This window comes from Planomonospora corallina, assembly GCF_042650625.1.
GTDB classification, from domain to species: Bacteria; Actinomycetota; Actinomycetes; order Streptosporangiales; family Streptosporangiaceae; genus Planomonospora_B; species Planomonospora_B corallina.
In genome coordinates, this window is sequence record NZ_JBHSBM010000013.1 from 102,872 (window position 1) to 120,152 (window position 17,281).

General features: G+C 72.2%; 19 protein-coding genes and 1 tRNA gene. 10 read left to right on the forward strand and 10 right to left on the reverse strand.

What is annotated here, in order from left to right:
* A partial coding sequence (locus ACFOWE_RS09730; RefSeq protein WP_377286874.1) for a hypothetical protein occupies positions 1-542 on the forward strand: 542 nt, incomplete at its 5' end.
* Between the two features lie 128 nt (positions 543-670).
* Here ACFOWE_RS09730 and ACFOWE_RS09735 read toward each other — a convergent pair.
* Positions 671-744: transfer RNA gene (locus tag ACFOWE_RS09735), tRNA-Pro, on the reverse strand.
* A 32-nt stretch (positions 745-776) separates the two neighbouring features.
* Positions 777-1,700 (reverse strand): metallophosphoesterase, encoded by a 924-nt coding sequence (locus tag ACFOWE_RS09740; protein WP_377286875.1) that lies wholly within the window; start codon positions 1,698-1,700, stop codon positions 777-779.
* Positions 1,701-1,791: 91 nt separating this feature from the next.
* Here ACFOWE_RS09740 and ACFOWE_RS09745 point away from each other — a divergent pair, with 91 nt between their 5' ends.
* Complete coding sequence (locus tag ACFOWE_RS09745) at positions 1,792-2,247, forward strand: GatB/YqeY domain-containing protein (protein WP_377286876.1); 456 nt, start codon at positions 1,792-1,794, stop codon at positions 2,245-2,247.
* Between the two features lie 248 nt (positions 2,248-2,495).
* Here the strand turns inward: ACFOWE_RS09745 and ACFOWE_RS09750 are convergent, their stop codons facing one another.
* Positions 2,496-4,709 carry a transglycosylase domain-containing protein gene (locus tag ACFOWE_RS09750; protein ID WP_377286877.1) on the reverse strand — a complete coding sequence of 738 codons (2,214 nt, stop codon included), beginning with the start codon at positions 4,707-4,709 and terminating at the stop codon, positions 2,496-2,498.
* A 319-nt stretch (positions 4,710-5,028) separates the two neighbouring features.
* Here ACFOWE_RS09750 and ACFOWE_RS09755 point away from each other — a divergent pair, with 319 nt between their 5' ends.
* Positions 5,029-5,325: a WhiB family transcriptional regulator gene (locus ACFOWE_RS09755; RefSeq protein WP_344863725.1), complete on the forward strand. Its 297-nt coding sequence runs from the start codon at positions 5,029-5,031 to the stop codon at positions 5,323-5,325.
* A 204-nt stretch (positions 5,326-5,529) separates the two neighbouring features.
* Here the strand turns inward: ACFOWE_RS09755 and ACFOWE_RS09760 are convergent, their stop codons facing one another.
* On the reverse strand, positions 5,530-6,696 hold the full coding sequence (locus ACFOWE_RS09760) for an ArsA family ATPase (RefSeq protein ID WP_377286879.1): 1,167 nt from the start codon (positions 6,694-6,696) through the stop codon (positions 5,530-5,532).
* The gene (locus tag ACFOWE_RS09765; protein ID WP_377286880.1) at positions 6,693-7,697 is read right to left on the reverse strand and encodes an ArsA-related P-loop ATPase; all 1,005 of its coding nucleotides are present in this window, start codon (positions 7,695-7,697) and stop codon (positions 6,693-6,695) included. The genes ACFOWE_RS09760 and ACFOWE_RS09765 overlap by 4 nt, the downstream gene beginning before the upstream one ends.
* 153 nt (positions 7,698-7,850) lie before the next feature.
* On the opposite strand from ACFOWE_RS09765, the gene ACFOWE_RS09770 reads away from it, so the two are divergent.
* The 4 genes from ACFOWE_RS09770 (at position 7,851) to ACFOWE_RS09785 (ending at position 10,187) form a co-directional block, all read left to right on the forward strand.
* Positions 7,851-8,006 (forward strand): DUF4177 domain-containing protein, encoded by a 156-nt coding sequence (locus tag ACFOWE_RS09770; RefSeq protein WP_141703503.1) that lies wholly within the window; start codon positions 7,851-7,853, stop codon positions 8,004-8,006.
* A gap of 3 nt (positions 8,007-8,009) precedes the next feature.
* Positions 8,010-8,468 (forward strand): RidA family protein, encoded by a 459-nt coding sequence (locus ACFOWE_RS09775; RefSeq protein WP_377286881.1) that lies wholly within the window; start codon positions 8,010-8,012, stop codon positions 8,466-8,468.
* Between the two features lie 83 nt (positions 8,469-8,551).
* Entirely contained in the window at positions 8,552-9,379 is an 828-nt protein-coding gene (locus ACFOWE_RS09780; protein ID WP_377286882.1) for an NUDIX hydrolase, read from the forward strand.
* A gap of 16 nt (positions 9,380-9,395) precedes the next feature.
* Complete coding sequence (locus ACFOWE_RS09785) at positions 9,396-10,187, forward strand: MBL fold metallo-hydrolase (RefSeq protein WP_377286883.1); 792 nt, start codon at positions 9,396-9,398, stop codon at positions 10,185-10,187.
* Between the two features lie 143 nt (positions 10,188-10,330).
* On the opposite strand, the gene ACFOWE_RS09790 is transcribed toward ACFOWE_RS09785, so the two are convergent.
* Positions 10,331-11,011 (reverse strand): Crp/Fnr family transcriptional regulator, encoded by a 681-nt coding sequence (locus tag ACFOWE_RS09790; RefSeq protein WP_377286884.1) that lies wholly within the window; start codon positions 11,009-11,011, stop codon positions 10,331-10,333.
* Between the two features lie 232 nt (positions 11,012-11,243).
* Here ACFOWE_RS09790 and nth point away from each other — a divergent pair, with 232 nt between their 5' ends.
* A complete protein-coding gene (nth, locus tag ACFOWE_RS09795) occupies positions 11,244-11,963 on the forward strand; it encodes an endonuclease III (RefSeq protein WP_377286885.1) in 720 nt (239 codons plus the stop codon).
* A gap of 121 nt (positions 11,964-12,084) precedes the next feature.
* The gene (locus ACFOWE_RS09800; RefSeq protein ID WP_377286886.1) at positions 12,085-12,729 is read left to right on the forward strand and encodes an NUDIX hydrolase; all 645 of its coding nucleotides are present in this window, start codon (positions 12,085-12,087) and stop codon (positions 12,727-12,729) included.
* A gap of 11 nt (positions 12,730-12,740) precedes the next feature.
* Here ACFOWE_RS09800 and ACFOWE_RS09805 read toward each other — a convergent pair whose 3' ends face one another.
* A complete protein-coding gene (locus ACFOWE_RS09805; protein WP_377286887.1) occupies positions 12,741-13,256 on the reverse strand; it encodes a HEAT repeat domain-containing protein in 516 nt (171 codons plus the stop codon).
* 74 nt (positions 13,257-13,330) lie between these two features.
* Here ACFOWE_RS09805 and ACFOWE_RS09810 point away from each other — a divergent pair, with 74 nt between their 5' ends.
* Positions 13,331-14,530: a MarP family serine protease gene (locus ACFOWE_RS09810; protein ID WP_377286889.1), complete on the forward strand. Its 1,200-nt coding sequence runs from the start codon at positions 13,331-13,333 to the stop codon at positions 14,528-14,530.
* Between the two features lie 132 nt (positions 14,531-14,662).
* Here ACFOWE_RS09810 and ACFOWE_RS09815 read toward each other — a convergent pair whose 3' ends face one another.
* Genes ACFOWE_RS09815 through ACFOWE_RS09825 form a run of 3 tightly spaced genes read right to left on the reverse strand, consistent with a single transcriptional unit; the run spans position 14,663 to position 16,523 of the window.
* The gene (locus ACFOWE_RS09815) at positions 14,663-15,163 is read right to left on the reverse strand and encodes a DUF309 domain-containing protein (RefSeq protein ID WP_377286891.1); all 501 of its coding nucleotides are present in this window, start codon (positions 15,161-15,163) and stop codon (positions 14,663-14,665) included.
* On the reverse strand, positions 15,160-16,083 hold the full coding sequence (locus ACFOWE_RS09820; RefSeq protein ID WP_377286892.1) for an alpha/beta fold hydrolase: 924 nt from the start codon (positions 16,081-16,083) through the stop codon (positions 15,160-15,162). The genes ACFOWE_RS09815 and ACFOWE_RS09820 overlap by 4 nt, the downstream gene beginning before the upstream one ends.
* Positions 16,080-16,523, reverse strand: coding sequence for a phage holin family protein (locus tag ACFOWE_RS09825; protein WP_377286893.1), 444 nt, complete (start codon positions 16,521-16,523; stop codon positions 16,080-16,082). Before ACFOWE_RS09825 ends, ACFOWE_RS09820 begins: the two co-directional genes overlap by 4 nt.
* Positions 16,524-17,281: the final 758 nt, after the last annotated feature.

A 17,281-nucleotide genomic window follows, 5' to 3' on the forward strand; every position in this document is an offset into this window, starting at 1 on the left:
GGACCCACCACGAGGAGACGATGATGAACGGAAGAGTGAAGATGAGCATGCGCAGGCGCGCCGCCGTGGTCGCGGCGGCGGCACTGGTAACGTCCGGGATCGCCACGGCCGTCCCGGCCTCGGCCTCTGCGGGAGGCTACGGCTGCAGCGGTTCGTTCGTGGGCAGCTGGCGGGTGCCGTCGAAGGACATGCTCACCGGCAAGAAGTACTACGTCACCGACGTCAAGCTCTACTACAACGCGAAGACGGGATGGAACTGCGCCGTCTTCGTCAAGCGCAAGGGCAGTCCCCGCTACGGCCGCCCCACCCCGATGATGATCTCGATGTACAACCAGCGGTGGACCGAGGACCGCATGAAGAACAACTACGACGCCGACAGCGGCGACTTCAAGCACTACGCCGGTCCGGTCAAGGTCTACGGCAGGAACATGTGCGTGAGCATCAGCGTGCTCTACTCGGACGGGGAGGTGACCCGGTTCAACAAGAAGGACAAGGTTCACTTCAACACCCGGCACCACCTGAGCGGCCTGGCCTGCCGCTGACCCGTGCTCCGGGCGGGTCGCCGCGGACCGCGTCTTCGGGGGCCGGTCCGTGGCGGCGCGGCCGCGGTCGGCGAAAACCGAGAGGGCCGCTTCCGATCTTCGGAAGCGGCCCTCTCGGCCTCACTGGGTCGGGGTGAGAGGATTTGAACCTCCGGCCTCTTCGTCCCGAACGAAGCGCGCTGCCAAACTGCGCTACACCCCGGTGCACGCCGTCTTGCTCGTGCTTGAGAGAGTCTAGCGGACTTCGTGGGTGCTTGTGACACCTCGGCGGCGCGGCACGAGCGTGAGGAGCGAAGCCTCGGGGAAGCAGGCGAACCGGACCGGCGAGTACGGGCTGGTGCCCAGGCCCGCGGAGACGTGGAGATAGGCGGAGTCGTGCCGGCTCAGGCCCTTGACCCGGGCCCGGTCGATGCCGCAGTTGGTGACCAGCGCGCCGTAGAACGGGACGCAGAGCTGGCCGCCGTGGGTGTGGCCGGCGAGCAGCAGCTGGTAGCCGTCGGCGGCGAAGTGGGTCATGTTGCGCGGCTCGGGCGAGTGCATCACGCCCAGGCGGAGGTCGGCGTCCGCGGGGGCCGGACCGGCGATCAGGTCGTAGCGGTCGCGGTCGATGTGGGAGTCGTGGATGCCCCCCACCGCCACGTCGAGGTCGCCGACCTTGACGCGGGCGGTGGTGTTGTTCATGTCCAGCCAGCCCGCGGCGGCCATCCCGGCGCCCAGCTCCTCCCAGGGCAGGTCGGGGGAGCGCCGGCTGTTGTCGCCCTTGGAGGGGCGCAGCAGGTAGCGGGCGGGGTTCTTGGGGCGGGGCGAGTAGAGGTCGTTGGAGCCGTAGACGAACAGGCCCGGGCGGGACAGCAGCGGCTCGAGCGCGTGCAGCAGCGCGGGCACCGCCTCGGGATGGGCGATGGAGTCGCCGGTGTTGACCACCAGGTCGGGCCGGAGGTCGCCCAGCGAGCGGACCCACTCGATGAGCAGCCGCCGGCGCGGGGTGAGGTGCAGGTCGGACAGGTGGAGGATCCGCACGGGACGCTGCCCGGGCTCCAGCACGGGCACGTCGAAACGGCGCAGGCGGAACGCGTTGCGCTCGACGACCGAGGCGTAGGCGAGACCGGCCACACCGGCGCCGAGCAGGGACAGGGGTACCGCGGCTGCTTTCCTCACCCCTCCATCATGCCCGAGCCGCACCGGGAATCCGGCCCGCCGCGGGAAACCCGGAATACAACAGGGCTGGTGAGGCGGGAAGATGGACCGCATGAGCGCATTGAAGGAAAAGCTGAAGGCCGATCTGACGGCCTCGATGAAGAGCAAGGACGAGATCCGCACCCGGACGATCCGCATGGCCCTGGCGGCCGTGAACGTCGAGGAGGTCTCGGGCAAGACCGCGCGTGAGCTGACCGACGACGAGGTCGTCAAGGTGCTGACGAAGGAGGCCAAGAAGCGCCGTGAGGCGGCGGAGGCCTTCGCCGGGGCCGGCCGCACGGAGCAGGCGCAGGCGGAGCGGGACGAGCAGGCCGTACTGGAGGAGTACCTCCCGGCCCAGCTCTCCGACGCCGAGCTCGCCGCGCTCGTGGACGAGGCCATCGCCGAGAGCGGCGCCTCCGGCCCGCAGGCGATGGGGCAGGTCATGAAGGTCCTCAACCCCAAGGTCGCCGGGCGGGCCGAGGGGGGCCGGGTGGCCCAGGCCGTACGGGCCCGCCTGACGGCCTGAGCGGGCTCCGGGCCCTCCGCCCCGGTCCCGGTCCCGGCAGGCGCGTGAGCGGGCCTGTGAAAGGCCGCCGAGGGCGTGGGGCGGGCCCGTGAGAGCTCGCTGAAGGCAGGAGAAGAGCCCTCCTCCGCCGGTTCGCCCGGCTCCGAGGAGGGCTCTTCTCCTGTCCGTCCCCGTGCCGCCTCTGGAGCGGGGACGGGACGGGGCGCCCGGCCTGGAACGGCCGGACGCCCCGGTTCACGGGCGAGCGGTCAGGGGACGATCGGCGCGCCGCCGTTCCCCTCGCCCCAGCCGTCCGGGGGCTCGGTGACGTCGAAGCCGCCGTCGTCGCCGTCGAAGCCGCCGTCACCACCGCGGTCGCCGTCGCCGCCGCGGTCCTCGACGGGCTTCTTCTTGGGCGGCGGGGCGCACCGGCCGGCCGAGCAGCCGCCGAAGCGCTCCATGTTCACCGGGGTGAACGGGGTCGCCTCCACGCCCTTCAGCGCGCCGATCATGGACTCCTTCCAGATCGGCCCGGAGATCGACGCGCCGTAGACGTAGGAGTAGTAGCGTCCGCCGATGGTCACGCCGATCAGGTCGTGCTTGAAGGCGCCGCGCGGGTCGCCGATGCTGACCGCCGAGGCGAGGTCGGGGGTGTAGCCGGCGAACCAGGCGGCGGTGTAGGCGTCGGTGGTACCGGTCTTGCCCGCCGCGGGACGGCCGATGCCGCCCACCCCGCTCATCGTGCCCTTGGTGAAGACCCCGGACATGATGTGGCTGGCCGCGTCGGCGACCTCCTCGTCCAGCACCTGCTTGCACTTCGGCTTGTACGAGGTGGCCTTGTTGTTGCGGTCGCGGATCTCGGTGATGGCCATCGGCTTGCAGTAGGCGCCGCGCGCGCCGATCGTCGCGTAGGCCGCGGCGACCGTGACCGGGTCCATCTCGTTGATGCCGAGCGTGAAGGTCTCGAACTCCTTCAGCGGCTGGCCGTCGGCGCGCTTGATGCCGAGCTTCTGGGCCGTCTTGACGGTGTCGCAGAGCCCGACGACCTCCTCCAGCTTCATGAAGAAGGTGTTCACCGAGCCGAGCGTGCCGGTGGTCAGGGTCTTGAAGCCGCCGCCGCTCTCACTGGAGTTGTGGACGGTGTGGCCGGGCTCGCCGACCTTGTTGCCCTTGCAGTCGCGGAAGGAGGCGTTGCTCGGGGCGGCGTAGCCCGAGCCGGTGCTGAAGCCGTCGTTGAGCTTCATGCCCTGCTCCAGGGCGGTGAGCAGGGTGAAGGGCTTGAACGTGGAGCCGGCCTGGAACCCCGTCCCGCCGCCGTGCGCCACGTCGGACACGAGGTTGTAGCTGATCTCGTTCTTCTTCTTGTTCCGGCCGAACGTGCGGCTGGCGGCCATCGCCTTGATGGCGCCGGTGCCCGGCACGACCATCGCCTGCGCGGCGACCGGCTTGTCGCTGGTCCTGACGTACTTCCTGATCGCCTTCTCGGAGGCCTTCTGGGCCTGCGGGTCGAGCGTCGTCTTGATCGTCAGACCGCCGCGCTGGAGGAACTTCTCCCGGGCCTCGGCGGTCTTGCCGAAGTCCTCGTTGTTGAGGATCTCGTGCTGGACGTAGAGGCAGAAGTAGGGGTAGTCGCTCTGGTCGCAGCCGCCGGGGACCGGGACGTCCTTGTAACCGAGCTTCTTGGCCTTGGCCTCCTCGGCCTCCTCCTTGGTGATCTTGCCCAGCTTGTACATGCGGTTCAGCACGACGTTGCGCCGCTCCAGCAGCCGCTGGCGCGCCGCCTTGCCGGTGTTCGGGTCGGTCACGCTGGGGTTCTGCACGGCGCCGGCCAGCGTGGCGGCCTCCCAGAGGGTCAGCTCGGAGGCCGGCTTGCCGAAGAACCGCTTGGCGGCGGCCTGGATGCCGTACGCGCCCGCGCCGAAGTAGGAGATGTTGAGGTAGCGCTCCAGGATCTCCGACTTGGTGTACTTCTCCTCGATCGCCAGCGCGTAGCGCAGCTCCTTGAGCTTGCGCTCGAGGGTGGGCGCGACCGCGGCCTCCTGCTCCTCCTTGGTCTCGGCGCTGTTGACCAGGACGAGCTTGACGTACTGCTGGGTGATGGAGGAGCCGCCCTGGACGACGCCGCCGCCGGAGAAGTTCCGCATGGCGGCGCGGGCCGTGCCCTCGATGTCGATCGCGCCGTGCTCGTAGAACCGGTTGTCCTCGATGGCGACGATCGCCGTCTTCATGACGTCGGCGATCTGGTCGAGCTTCACCGACTCGCGGTTCTCGTAGTAGAACTGGGCGAACTGCTTGCCGTTCGCGTCGAGGAGGACGGTCCTCTCGGGCAGCGGGGGCTCGTTGAGCTCCTCCGGCTGCAGGTGCAACCCCTCGATCGCGGACTTCGCGGTCACGCCGGCGCCGCCCATCGCGGGGAGCGCGATGGCCGCGACGAGCACTCCGGCGCCCGCGCCCGCGGCCAGCAGCCGCAACACGTTCCCCACCGGCGACTTGTGATCTTTGCCTAGAGCTTGCACGGAACCAAGACTACGTCGATCGGACGGCTCGGATGGTAACGGAAGACTGATCCGGCTTGGCGCGTCCTTGATCCAGGTGGCCTTTCCCAGGTTCCGGCGAGAGGTAACTAGTCATTCCCGGCCAGATGGCCGCCGATGACCATGCGGGAATTTGGTCCCGCCGGGGGCTGTCGGCCCCAACGTCTCATTGCGTACGTTCTCTTTCTGCGGCAACTGAATAGGAAGCCCGACGACCGCGCCCGTCGGCTCCAAGTCACGACTGACCACCTAAGGGGAGTGGGGTCGAATGTGGATCACGGATTGGACGTCCAGCGCGGCCTGCAAGGGTGCGGATCCTGACGCGCTGTTCGTCCAGGGTGCTGCTCAGAACCGAGCGAAGCTCATCTGCCGAGGATGCCCGGTCCGAACCGAGTGTCTGGCCGACGCGCTGGACAACCGCATCGAGTTCGGGGTGTGGGGCGGAATGACCGAGAGAGAGCGCCGGGCGCTGCTGCGCCGGCGCCCCGACGTCGACTCCTGGCGGGACCTCCTGGAGATGGCCAAGGAGGAGTACGAGCGGACGAACGAGCTGATCGCCGGCTGAATCCGAGGAAGAGCCCCCGTATGATCCGGTCCGTACGGCCGGCGCCGCCCGCCGGCCGTACGCATGCCATGTCCGCCGAGCACGCCTCCGAGTGCGACTCCCGGAGGTCCCGCGCGCGCAGGGCGCCGTCGCGGCCCGCTGAGCGGTCCGGGGCGGTCCCGCGGCTCCGTGGCTTCTGCGGCGTGGCTTCTGCGGCGGCCGGTGTCAGGCCGCCGCGGAACTCCGCGGCTCGGCCAGGAGGGCGCCCACCTCGCGCAGGCCCTCCAGGTCGTGCACGTCGGTGGGCATCGCGGGCACCTGGGTCACCGGCACCGTGGGGTGGGCGGAGGAGAAGTGCTCCTGCTCGCGGTGCTCGCGGGCGGCCAGCTGCATCCGGTCGGCGTGCAGCCGCAGCACCGCCGAGGTCAGCTCGTGCTCGCCCCGCGCCTCCAGGTCCTCCGCCGCCGCGCAGCTCCGGGCGGCCGTCAGGCCGGACATGGGCGAGCGGTGCACCCGGTTGACCACGAGCCCGGCCAGCGGCATGCGCTCCTCGGCGAGTCTCTCCACGAAGTACGAGGCCTCGCGCATCGCGTCCCGCTCGGGCGCGGCGACGACCACGAACGCGGTCCCCGGAGCCTGCAGCAGCCGGTAGGTCTGCTCGGCCCGGGCGCGGAACCCGCCGAAGACGGCGTCCAGGGCGGAGACGAACGTCTGCAGATCCTTGATCAGCTGGGCGCCCAGGAGCTTGTTCAGGGCGCCGGCGACGAATCCGAAGCCGGCGTTGAAGAGTTTGAAGGCGCTGCGCCCGCCCGCCTTGGCGGGGGCCATCAGCAGGCGGATGAACCGCCCGTCGAGGAAGCGGCCGAGCCGCTCCGGCGCGTCCAGGAAGTCCAGGGCGGACCGGGACGGCGGGGTGTCCACGATGATCAGGTCCCACTCGCCCGTCCGGCGGAGCTGGCCGAGCTTCTCCATCGCCATGTACTCCTGCGTGCCGGCGAAGCTGGACGACAGGGACTGGTAGAAGGGGTTCGACAGGATCTGCTGGGCCCGCTCGGGATCGGCGTGCGCCTCGATGATCTCGTCGAAGGTCCGCTTCATGTCGAGCATCATGGCGTGCAGCTCGCCCGGCCCCTCCACTCCCGCGACGGGCCGGGGCGTGTTGTCGAGCTCGGTCAGGCCCATCGACTGGGCCAGCCGCCGCGCGGGGTCCACGGTGAGGACCACGGCGCTGCGCCCGCGCTCGGCGGCGCGCAGGCCGAGGGCGGCCGCGGTGGTGGTCTTGCCCACGCCGCCGGAGCCGCAGCACACGATGATCCTGGTGTTCCGGTCGTCGATGATCGCGTCGAGGTCGAGCTCCGGCGGGGGCCGGTGACCTCCGAGCCGCTCTGTCATGCCGCTCCCTGGGTGCGGATGGATTCGGCCAACTCGTACAGTCCGGCGAGGTCGATCCCGTCGGGCAGCAGCGGAAGCTCGTAGCGAGGCCGTCCGGCCGCGTCGAGCGAGGCCCGCTCCTGGCGCTCCAGCTCGGTACGGCGGGCGTACTCGACGATCTCCTCGCTGAGGGCGGCGGCCACGGTGGCGGCGTCGGCGGCGCCGTCGGCCAGCCCGGCGGCCTTGAGGCCCAGCGCCAGCTCGGCCGGGTCGAACCGCCCGGCGGCGGCCGCCTCGACGGCCTCCGGGGGCAGCTGGGAGGTCCTGACCATGTTGGTGAAGACTCCGCCGGGCGGGAGCCCCGCCCGGCGGAGCTCGGCGAGCCCGTCGAGGGTCTCCTGGACCGGCATCTCCTCCAGGAGCGTGACGAAGTGCACGGCGGTCTCGGGAGAGGCGACGACGTTCTTCACGAGGTCGGCGTGGTTCTTGATCGGTCCCATCCGGGCGAGCCCGGAGACCTCGCCGGTGACGTTCAGGAAGCGGACGATCCGGCCGGTCGGCGGCGCGTCCAGGACGACCGCGTCGTAGACCCGCCGGCCGGCCTTGTCCTTGCGCCGGACGGCCTCGGTGGTCTTTCCGGTGACGAGGACGTCGCGGAAACCGGGGGCGATGGTGGTGGCGAAGTCGACGATGCCCAGCTTGGTCAGCGCCCGCCCGGCCCGGCGCATGCCGTAGAACATCTCGAGGTAGTCGAGCATGGCCTCTTCGGGGTCGATGGCCAGCGCGTAGACGTCGCCGCCGTCCGGCGCGACGGCGATCTTGCGCTCCTCGTACGGCAGCGGCGGCAGGTCGAAGATCTGCGCGATCCCCTGCCGTCCCTCCACCTCGACCAGCAGGACCTTGCGACCGCCCGCGGCCAGGGCCAGGGCGAGTGCGGCGGCGACCGTCGTCTTGCCGGTCCCGCCCTTTCCGGTGACGACGTGAAGCCGTACTCCATCCCAGTCGGTGTCGCGCGCGTTCACATCTCGAAGGCTACCCAACGGTCACTTGCAGACTCGCGCCGGTGCTGGTTTGGGACGAGCTTCACATCGGTCAAAAACGCTCCACGCGGGCACGCGCCCGGCTGTGTCATGCCGGTCCCGCCCGGCCGCGCCCGCCTCGCTAATGTGTCTCGCATGACGAAATGGGAGTACTCGACGGTGCCGCTGCTGGTCCACGCGACCAAGCAGATCCTCGACAACTGGGGCCAGGACGGCTGGGAGCTCGTCCAGGTCGTGCCGGGGCCGAACCCCGAGCAGCTGGTCGCCTACCTCAAGCGCCCGAAGGAGTAGCCGGTGACTCCGGAGGAGAAGCTGGCCGAGCTCGGCCTGAAGCTGCCCGAGGTCGTGCCGCCGCTGGCCGCCTACGTCCCGGCCGTGCGCTCGGGGAACCACGTCTACACCTCGGGCCAGCTCCCGATGGTGGACGGCAAGCTCGCGGCGACCGGCAAGCTCGGGGCCGAGGTGACCGCCGAGGAAGGCTACGCACTGGCCCGGACCTGCGCGCTCAACGCGTTGGCCGCGGTCGCGTCGGTGGCCGGCGGGCTGTCGAACGTGGTCCGGATCGTCAAGGTCGTCGGCTACGTCGCCAGCGCCCCGGACTTCACCGGGCACCCGCAGGTGGTCAACGGCGCCAGCGAGCTGCTCGGCGAGGTGCTGGGCGAGGCCGGCAAGCACGCCCGCAGCGCGGTGGGCGTCGCGGTCCTCCCGCTGGACGCGCCCGTCGAGGTCGAAGTGGTCGCCGAGGTGCGCTGACGATTGTCCGGAGCGGGAGCCGTGCCCGATGATGAACCTGAAACCGAGTGATGTTCGGGTGATTCGGGCGAAAGGTCGCAGGCATGGGTGGGATTCCGCTTCCCGGGGAGCTCGGCGAGCGAGCGCGTGACATCCTGGCCGGGCGGGCGGACCCCGTCCCGGCCCGGGACGCCGCCACCGTGGTCCTCCTGAGGGAGGGCGTCCAGGTCTACCTGCTCCGGCGGAAGGCGAGCATGGCCTTCGCGGCCGGGGCCTACGTCTTCCCCGGCGGCTCGGTGGACCCCCGCGACACCGACCAGGCGATCGCCTGGGCCGGGCCCTCGCCCGCGCGGTGGGGCGAGGTCTTCCGCGCCGACGAGAACACCGCGCGGGGCCTGGTCTGCGCCGCGGTCCGGGAGACCTTCGAGGAGTCGGGCGTGCTGCTGGCCGGCTCGTCGGCGGAGTCCGTGGTGGACGACACCACCGGCGAGGACTGGGAGGCCGACCGGCTCGCGCTGATCGACCGGACCCTGTCCTTCGCCGACTTCCTCGGCAGGCGCAGCCTGGTCCTCCGCTCCGACCTGCTCCGCCCCTGGGCGCACTGGATCACCCCGGAGGTGGAGAGCAAGCGCTACGACACCCGGTTCTTCGTCGCCGCCCTCCCGCCCGGCCAGCGCACCCGCGACGTCGGCGGCGAGGCCGACCAGGTCGCCTGGGTACGGCCCGGCGACGCGATCGCGCAGGCGGCTCGGGGGGAGATCTTCCTCATGCCGCCCACCCACCGCACACTGGGCGAGATGGCCGGCTACGAGAAGGTCGCGGACGTGCTGGCGGCCGAGCGGGAGATCGTCACGTTCATGCCGAGGATCGCGGAGGTGGACGGCGAGATGCGGATCGTGCTCGACGACGACTACCGCTTCGGCGCCGCGTGAACGGCGAGGGGGCCGTATGAGCGGTCTGCGGATACCGCTGGAGGGGCCGGACGGGGCGGGCACCGAGCACGCGCTCAACCTGCTGGCCCCGAACCCGTCGCCCATGACGCTGGACGGCACGAACACCTGGGTGATCGGCCGGGGCGAGGAGGTGCTGGTCGTCGATCCGGGGCCGGACGACGCGGGGCACCTGGCCCGGGTGGCCGGTCATCTGGGGGGGCGCAGGGTGGCCGCGATCCTGCTCACCCACGGGCACCACGACCACAGCGGCGGCGCGCGGGCCTTCGCCGAGCTGGTCGGCGCTCCGGTGCGGGCGCTGGACCCCCGGCACCGGCTCGGCGACGAGGGGCTGGACGACGGCGACGTGCTCCGTGCGGGCGACCTGGAACTGCACGTGGTGGGCACGCCGGGGCACTCGTTCGACTCGCTCTGCTTCTGGCTCCCGGAGGACGGGGCGGTGCTGACCGGTGACACCGTGCTCGGCCGGGGCACCACCGTGATCGCCCCCGACGGCCACCTGGCCGAGTATCTCCGCTCCCTGGACCGGCTCCGCGCCGCCGTCGAGCGGGTGGGCGCGCGGGCGCTGCTCCCGGGCCACGGGCCGGTGCTGCCGGACCCGGTCGGCGCGCTGGACGGCTACATCGCGCACCGCAGGCAGCGCCTGGACCAGATCCGCCGGGCGTACGCGGCCGGGGCCGTCACGCCCCGCCGGATCGTCGAGACCGTCTATGCGGAGGTGGACCGCTCGCTCTGGCCCGCGGCCGAGATGTCGGTCCGGGCGCAGCTGGAGTATCTCGGCCTCGGCTGAGCGTCCCGCCCGGTCCGTCGGTCCCACCCGGCGCGGTCCGCGGGGCCGCCGGTCCGCGGGGCCGCGGGGCCGCCGGTCCGCGGGGCCGCGGACCCGCCGGTGTGCGGGCTCGCGGGTCCCGGCCGGCCGGGACCCCGGGGCTCCTAGCGGGAGCGGTTGTGCAGGCGCTCCATGTCCATGATGACCACGGCCTTGGCCTCGATCCGCAGCCAGCCGCGCTGGGCGAAGTCGGCCAGGGCCTTGTTCACCGTCTCGCGGGAGGCGCCGACGAGCTGGGCCAGCTCCTCCTGGGTGAGGTCGTGGTGGACCCGGACGCCGTCGTCGACCTTCTTGCCGAACCGGTCGGCGAGGTCGATCAGGGCCTTGGCGACCCGGCCGGGGACGTCGGTGAAGACCAGGTCGGCCAGGACGTCGTTGGTACGGCGCAGCCGCTGGGCGAGGGCGCGCAGCAGGTGGAGGGCGACCTCGGGGCGGCCGGTCAGCCAGGGGCGCAGGTCGTCGTGGCCGAGCCCGGCCAGGCGGACCTCGGTCAGCGCGATGGCGGAGGCCGTACGGGGGCGGGGGTCGAAGAGCGAGAGCTCGCCGAACATCTCCCCGGGACCGAGGACGCTGAGGAGGTTCTCCCGGCCGTCGGGCGCGGTCCTGGACAGCTTGATCTTGCCTTCGAGGACGACGTAGAGGCGGTCGCCGGTCTCGTTCTCGTTGAAGAGGGTCTGCCCCTTGGGCAGCTGGACCTCGGTGACGCTCGTGCGCAGGGCGGCGGCGCCCTCACGGTCGAGAGCGGAGAACAGAGGGGCCTTGGCCAGCACGTCGTCGGTGTTCACGGTGCCTCCTTGTTGAGGGTTCACGCATCGTCCTCGGGCTTGCCGCGCTCGCGTGGTGCCGCCGGCGAACGCCCCGCTCTCTGCTCTCGTGTCCGCACGTCGTCCTCTGGCGCTGCGCTGGTGGGTGGTTCCGTCGCGGGCGCCTCGGCACCGGTCCTCAGCGTCCGCAACAGCCATTGTGACTCATTCCGTCGCGGGCTCCGGCGGGGACCCGGGGGCATAGGCTGTCGCCGTGCTCCGTGAAGACCGGCCGGCAGGTGAATCCAGACTCGCGCTGGTCCGTCGCGCCCGGCGGATGGACCGCATCCTGGCGGAGACCTACCCCGACGCGCACTGCGAGCTCGACTTCGGTGATCCGCTGGAGCTGCTGGTCGCGACGATCCTGTCCGCGCAGTGCACCGACAAGCGCGTCAATCTGGTCACTCCCCCGCTTTTCGCAAAGTACCGGACGGCGGAGGACTACGCCGGGGCGGACCGGGCCGAGCTGGAGGAGATCATCCGGCCCACGGGGTTCTTCCGGGCCAAGACCGCGAGCATCATCGGCATGGCGCAGGCGCTGTGCGAACGGCACGGAGGCGAGGTCCCCGGCAGGCTGGAGGATCTCGTGGCCCTGCCCGGCGTCGGGCGGAAGACCGCCAACGTCGTGCTCGGCAACGCCTTTAACGTGCCCGGCATCACCGTGGACACCCACTTCCAGCGGCTCGTGCGCCGGTTCGGCTGGACCACGGAGACCGACCCGGTCAAAATCGAGCACGTCGTCGCCGGGCTCATCCCGAAGCGCGACTGGACGATGGCGTCGCACCGCCTGATCTGGCACGGCCGCCGCATCTGCCACGCCCGCAAGCCCGCCTGCGGCGCGTGCCCGCTGGCCGCCCTGTGCCCGTCGTACGGCACCGGCCCCACGGACCACGCGCAGGCGGCCAAACTGGTGCGGCCGGGCCCCTTCTCGTAGCGCGTCCGGGGCCCGGGCCGGATCCGTTTTCCGCGGCAGGGCGGGGCGAGGGCGCTGCCTGCGGGGAAGCGCGGGCGCGGATGTCGTGTTCAAGGGTTGCGACAGGACCGGAGGTGTGGCGGTGGAAGTACCCGAGTGGCTGGAGAGGCTCGCCGAGCGGGCGGCGGAGACACCGGTCCCCGCGGAGCTGCGCCCTCCCGCGTCCGGAGGGCGGCGGGCCGCGGTGCTGCTGCTGTTCGGCGAGGGGCCGCTCGGTCCCGACGTGCTGCTGATCCAGCGCAGCTCGAACGGGCGGCGGCACGCGGGACAGCCGGCCTTCCCCGGCGGCGGCGTCGACCCCGGTGACGACGGCCCGGTCGGCGCCGCGCTGCGCGAGGCCGAGGAGGAGACCGGCCTGGAGCCGGCGGGCGTGCACGTGGTCGGCACCATGCCCGAGCTGTACGTCTGGCGCAGCGACAACCGGGTGACCCCGGTGATCGGCTGGTGGCACACCCCCTCCGCCGTGCACGCCGCCTCGCCCGACGAGGTGGAGGCGGTGGAGCGGGTCCCGATCGCCGAGCTGGTGGACCCGGCCAACCGGCTTCTGCTGCGCCACCCGAGCGGCTACGCGGCGCCGGCGTTCCGGGTGCGCGGCCTGCTGGTCTGGGGGTTCACCGCGGGTGTGCTCGACCGGGTGCTCGCCGTCTCGGACTTCGCGCGCCCCTGGGACCGCTCGCGGGCCGAGGACATCCCCCCGGACGTCCTGAACCTCGCCTCCCGCGGCTGAGCGGCCGGTCCCTAGCGGGAGCCCAGCAGCGTCATGCCCAGGCAGGCCCAGTCGGCCACATCCTCGTCCGGGTCGGAGGTCAGGCGGCGCAGAGCGTCCAGACCGGCGGGGTCGGGCGGGCGGCCGACGATGTTCGGCAGCGCGTAGGCGGCGCCGTACCGGACGCCCGCGTCGGGATGCTCGGACAGCTCGATCACCGAGGGCAGCGCGCGGCGGTCGCGCATGTGGCCGAAGGCGATCAGCACCGAGTAGAGCACCATCGGGTCGTCCTCGGCGGCGGCGAGGAAGCGCAGGACCGGCAGGCTGCGGTCGGTGAAGCCGAGCCGCCCGAGGATGTCGACGCCGAGCATGCGCTCGGCCTCCGTCTCCCCCGCGCACAGCCGCCGGGCGGCCGTGAAGGTCTCCAGGTCGCCCCGCTGCTGCAGGAGGGTTATCGCCTGCCAGCGGACCGCGCCGTCATGGTCTGGATCTTCCAGTGCCGCCTCGATCAATGACGCAACGGACACCGGCCCCCCGATCGATGCCATGCGAACCACCATAACCACAACTGAGCTCGGAGAAGGGCTACGCGCGCCAGGCGGCGGCTGGATACCGTAAAGGGGTGAACGGTGATCTCCTGGACCTTGTCCTGATCGCCCTGATGGTGGCCTTCGCGGTGTCGGGATATCGGCAGGGGTTCATCATCGGGGCCATGAGCTTCGTCGGGTTCGTCGGCGGGCTCGTGCTGGGCGTCTTCATCGCCCCCCCGATCGCCGGCGCGGTGGTCGACGGGGACACCGAGCAGGCTCTGCTGGCCATCGTGATCGTCTTCCTCACCGCCGTCATCGGCCAGTTCGCCTCCTCGACGATCGGCGCGGTGATCCGCAGCCACGTCACCTGGGAGCCCGCCAAGGTCGTCGACGCGGTCGGGGGCACGTTCGCCAGCGCCCTGGCGGTGCTGGTCGGCACCTGGTTCATCGGCAGCCTGGTGGCCTCCTCCCAGTTCACGCTGCTCAGCGAGCAGGTCCACAAGTCGCTGCTGCTGAGCACCGTCGACGACGCGATGCCGCAGGCGGCCAAGGACATCCAGGACCCGATCAAGGACTTCATCGACAAGTCGGGCTTCCCCAAGGTGTTCGACGGCATCGGGGGCGGCAGCATCGTCGCGGTGGACCCGCCCGACGCGGGCGTGCTGAAGGGCAACCCGCGGCTGCAGCGGGCCCGCAGGAGCATCGTCAAGGTGCAGGGCGTCGCCACGAGCTGCCGCAAGCACATCGAGGGCACCGGGTTCGTCTACGCGCAGAACAAGATCATGACCAACGCCCACGTGGTCGCCGGGGTCGACCAGGACCTGCAGGTCACCGACTACCGCGGCGACTCCCGCTCGGCCAAGGTCGTGCTCTACAACCCCGACCGGGACATCGCGATCCTGTACGTCCCCGGGCTCGACCTGCCGATCCTGCGCTTCCACGCCGGAGAGGTCGAAAGGGGCGACGACGCCATCATCGCGGGCTTCCCGCACGGCAAGGGCTTCACGCCCAACGAGGCCCGCATCCGGACCCGGCAGCAGGCCCGGGGCACCGACATCTACGAGCGCAACAAGGTCGAGCGCGACGTCTACGCGATCCGCGGCCTGGTCCGCCAGGGCAACTCCGGAGGGCCGCTGCTCACCCCCGACGGAGAGGTCTACGGCGTCGTCTTCGCCGCCGCGCTCGACCAGCAGGAGACCGGTTACGTCCTCACCGCGGCCGAGGTGGCTCCGGACGCCGAGGACGGCGCCCGGCTCTTCAACCGGGTCAGCACCCAGGAGTGCGACCACTGACCCCGGCCGGTCCGCCTGCTCCGGTGACTCAGGCCGGTCCGCCTGCTCCGGGGCGGCGGCCCGGGTCCGGCCCGCGGGTTCCGGAGCGGCGTGCCGGGCTCGCCCGCTCCGGGGCGGTGGTCCGGTCCGGGCTCACGGGCTCGGAAGCAGCGACCTGATCCGGTCGATCGCCTCGGCCGGGTCCGGCTCCGCCGAGCCGCCCAGGTCGAGGGCCGCCGCGGCGACCGCCCGGTACGGCATGCCGTACCCGGCGATCCGGTCGGCGCCGCGGGCGAGCAGCGCCGCGGCCCCGCGCGGGTTGCCCCGCTGGAGGTGGGTGAGACCGACGCAGATCTGCGCCAGCCCCTGCCACAGGTCGCGCTCGGCCGCGGGGCCGGTCTTCCAACGGGCCTCCAGCACCTCGTGGGCGTGGAAGGGGCGGCCCTCCCCGAGCAGGCGGTGCGCCTCGGCGATCGCCTCGGCGGCGTCCGGCGCGTAGTCGTCCGGGACACGTTCCACGCCCTCGGCCCCGTGCGGCAGCGGGCGCCCGAACGCGTCACGGGGTCGCTGGTTGCGGGCCCGGCCCTCCGGATCACGGTCGCGCGGGACCGCCGGGCCGGTTCCGGCACCGGGCTCGCGGTCGCCGGGGGTCACCGGTCGGGCTCCGGGTCGGCCAGCCAGGAGATCAGCTCGGTGTCGAACTCCTCGGGCCGCTCCTCGTGGGGGAAGTGCCCGGCCCCCTCGATCAGCCGCCACCGGTAGGGGGCCGCCACGTGGAGGCCGGATCCCTGGGCGGTGCGCGGGAGCATGCGCCGGTCGAGCGCGCCGTGCAGGTGCAGCGTGGGCGTCTCGATCTCGGCCCGCATGGCGCGCGCGTAACGCAGCCCGTCCGGGCGGAGCTGCGAGCGGGCGAACCAGCGGTGGTACTCCAGCGCGCAGTGGGCGACGTTGAGGATGCCGAAGGCCTCGCGGTAGGTCCGGGACACCTCCTCGTCCGGCCAGGCGGGTCCCGACCACTCGTCCAGCATCCTGCCGACCAGCGCGGCGCCGTCGGTGGTCAGGCGGTGCTCGGGCAGGAACGGCAGCTGGAAGCCGAGCGCGTGGCCGCTGGCCCGCATCTGGCCGAAGAGGTCGGAGCGGAGCGCGGAGCGGAGCCGGAGCGGGTGCGGGGACGCCACCGGGACCAGCCGCCGGACCGTCTTCGGCTCGAGTGCGGCCATCGTCCAGGCGATGAGCCCGCCCCAGCCGTGACCGACGACGACGGCGCCGGTCTCGCCGAGGGCGCGGATCAACCCGGTCGCGTCGGCGGCCAGGGCCGGCAGGTCGTAGCCGCGCGGCGGCTTGTCGGTCGCGCCGTACCCGCGCAGGTCCACGGCGACGGCGCGGTAGCCCGCGGCGGGCAGGGAGACGAGCTGGTGGCGCCAGCTCCACCAGAACAGGGGGAAGCCGTGCAGCAGGAGCACCAGGGGGCCCTCGCCGGCCTCCACGATGTGGAACCGGGTGCCGCGGGCGTGCACGGAGCGGTGGGTCCACGGGCCCTCGATGAGGACCGTGGATTCGTCCGGGCGGCTCACTGGTCGGGTCTCGCCGGCTCGGGGGAGGCCTCGGCCCGCGAGGGCTCGCTCTCTCCGCTCTTGATGGTCTTGAGCGAGCGCAGCGTGCGCTTCATCCCGGTCAGGCCCTTGAGCCGCCGGATGCCGACGAAGACCAGGAGACCTGCGACGACCAGGTAGAAGAGGGTGACGACCGCGAAGGCCCAGCCCTCCGCCCAGTCGAACACGCCCACCAGCGTGTAGGCGATGGCGAAGGAGGCGAGGATCAGGCACAGGTGGGCGATGAAGGCGGCGGCGGCGAACAGCCCCGCCGCGAGGCCGACCCGCCTGGCGTCGAACCTCAGCTCGGCCTTGGCCAGTTCGATCTCGGCTCGGACCAGGGTGGAGATATGGCTGCTGGCCGCGGCGACCAGCGCGCCCAGGGACTCCTCCTGCGGCTCCGTGGCCGGATTCTGCGTCATGAACGATCTCCTATCGAGCGCCGATGCCAACATCATCCTGCGCTTTGAGGTGTTTGCGCACGCCCGCACCGAGCGGAAGCGCCACCGGCAATGAGGATATGAGGCCCGCCGTACGCCTTTCCGCGGTCACCGCGCCCACCCTGCCCGGATCATCACCGAAGGCCGGACCGCCGATGAGCAGCGACGCGGTGGGCCCGATCCCGGCGAGCGCCGGCACCACGGACCTGACCCGCCGGTACGGCTCACCGGAGAGCGCCGGTACGGCTCACCGGAGAGTTTGGCCAATCCGAGCCGTACGGACGGTCACGCCCCGCCGAGGACGCCGGGGAACTTTCCGATGACCAGACCGGCGGCCGCGCCGGGCGCCGCCCGGCAGGTGAGGACCGTGCCGGGGCCGCCGGGGCCGGGCGTCTCACCGGCGGGCAGGCGGGCGAGCGCCGGTACGGCGGAGCCTGCCGGGACGGGCCGGACGGGGTGGCCTGCCGGTCCGGGGGGAGCGGCTGTTTCCGGGGGCGCTGTGCACGGGGGTCATGAGATCCAGCGCTACCCCGGTGGCGCCGAGGTGAACCCCGCCGGTCCCATCGGGCGTCCCTGCCCGGGAGGGGACCGGATGGAGCCACGGCCCGGCCTGGCCTGGACCGGGCGTGGCGGGATCCGGGCGTGGACCGGGTGCGGTGAGGCGGGCGTGGGAGGGACGTGGCGGGATGCGGGCGTGGACCGGGCACGGACCGGATGCGACGGAGCGGGCGCGGACCCCG

Excerpts from the sequence above, each read along its gene's own strand:
- ACFOWE_RS09780 (WP_377286882.1), top strand. The coding sequence starts at position 8,552 with ATGGGTGGGATTCCGCTTCCCGGGGAGCTCGGCGAGCGAGCGCGTGAC.
- ACFOWE_RS09825 (WP_377286893.1), bottom strand. The coding sequence starts at position 16,523 with ATGACGCAGAATCCGGCCACGGAGCCGCAGGAGGAGTCCCTGGGCGCG.
- ACFOWE_RS09745 (WP_377286876.1), top strand. The coding sequence starts at position 1,792 with ATGAGCGCATTGAAGGAAAAGCTGAAGGCCGATCTGACGGCCTCGATG.
- ACFOWE_RS09805 (WP_377286887.1), bottom strand. The coding sequence starts at position 13,256 with ATGGCATCGATCGGGGGGCCGGTGTCCGTTGCGTCATTGATCGAGGCG.
- ACFOWE_RS09755 (WP_344863725.1), top strand. The coding sequence starts at position 5,029 with ATGTGGATCACGGATTGGACGTCCAGCGCGGCCTGCAAGGGTGCGGAT.
- ACFOWE_RS09760 (WP_377286879.1), bottom strand. The coding sequence starts at position 6,696 with ATGACAGAGCGGCTCGGAGGTCACCGGCCCCCGCCGGAGCTCGACCTC.
- ACFOWE_RS09770 (WP_141703503.1), top strand. The coding sequence starts at position 7,851 with ATGACGAAATGGGAGTACTCGACGGTGCCGCTGCTGGTCCACGCGACC.
- ACFOWE_RS09785 (WP_377286883.1), top strand. The coding sequence starts at position 9,396 with ATGAGCGGTCTGCGGATACCGCTGGAGGGGCCGGACGGGGCGGGCACC.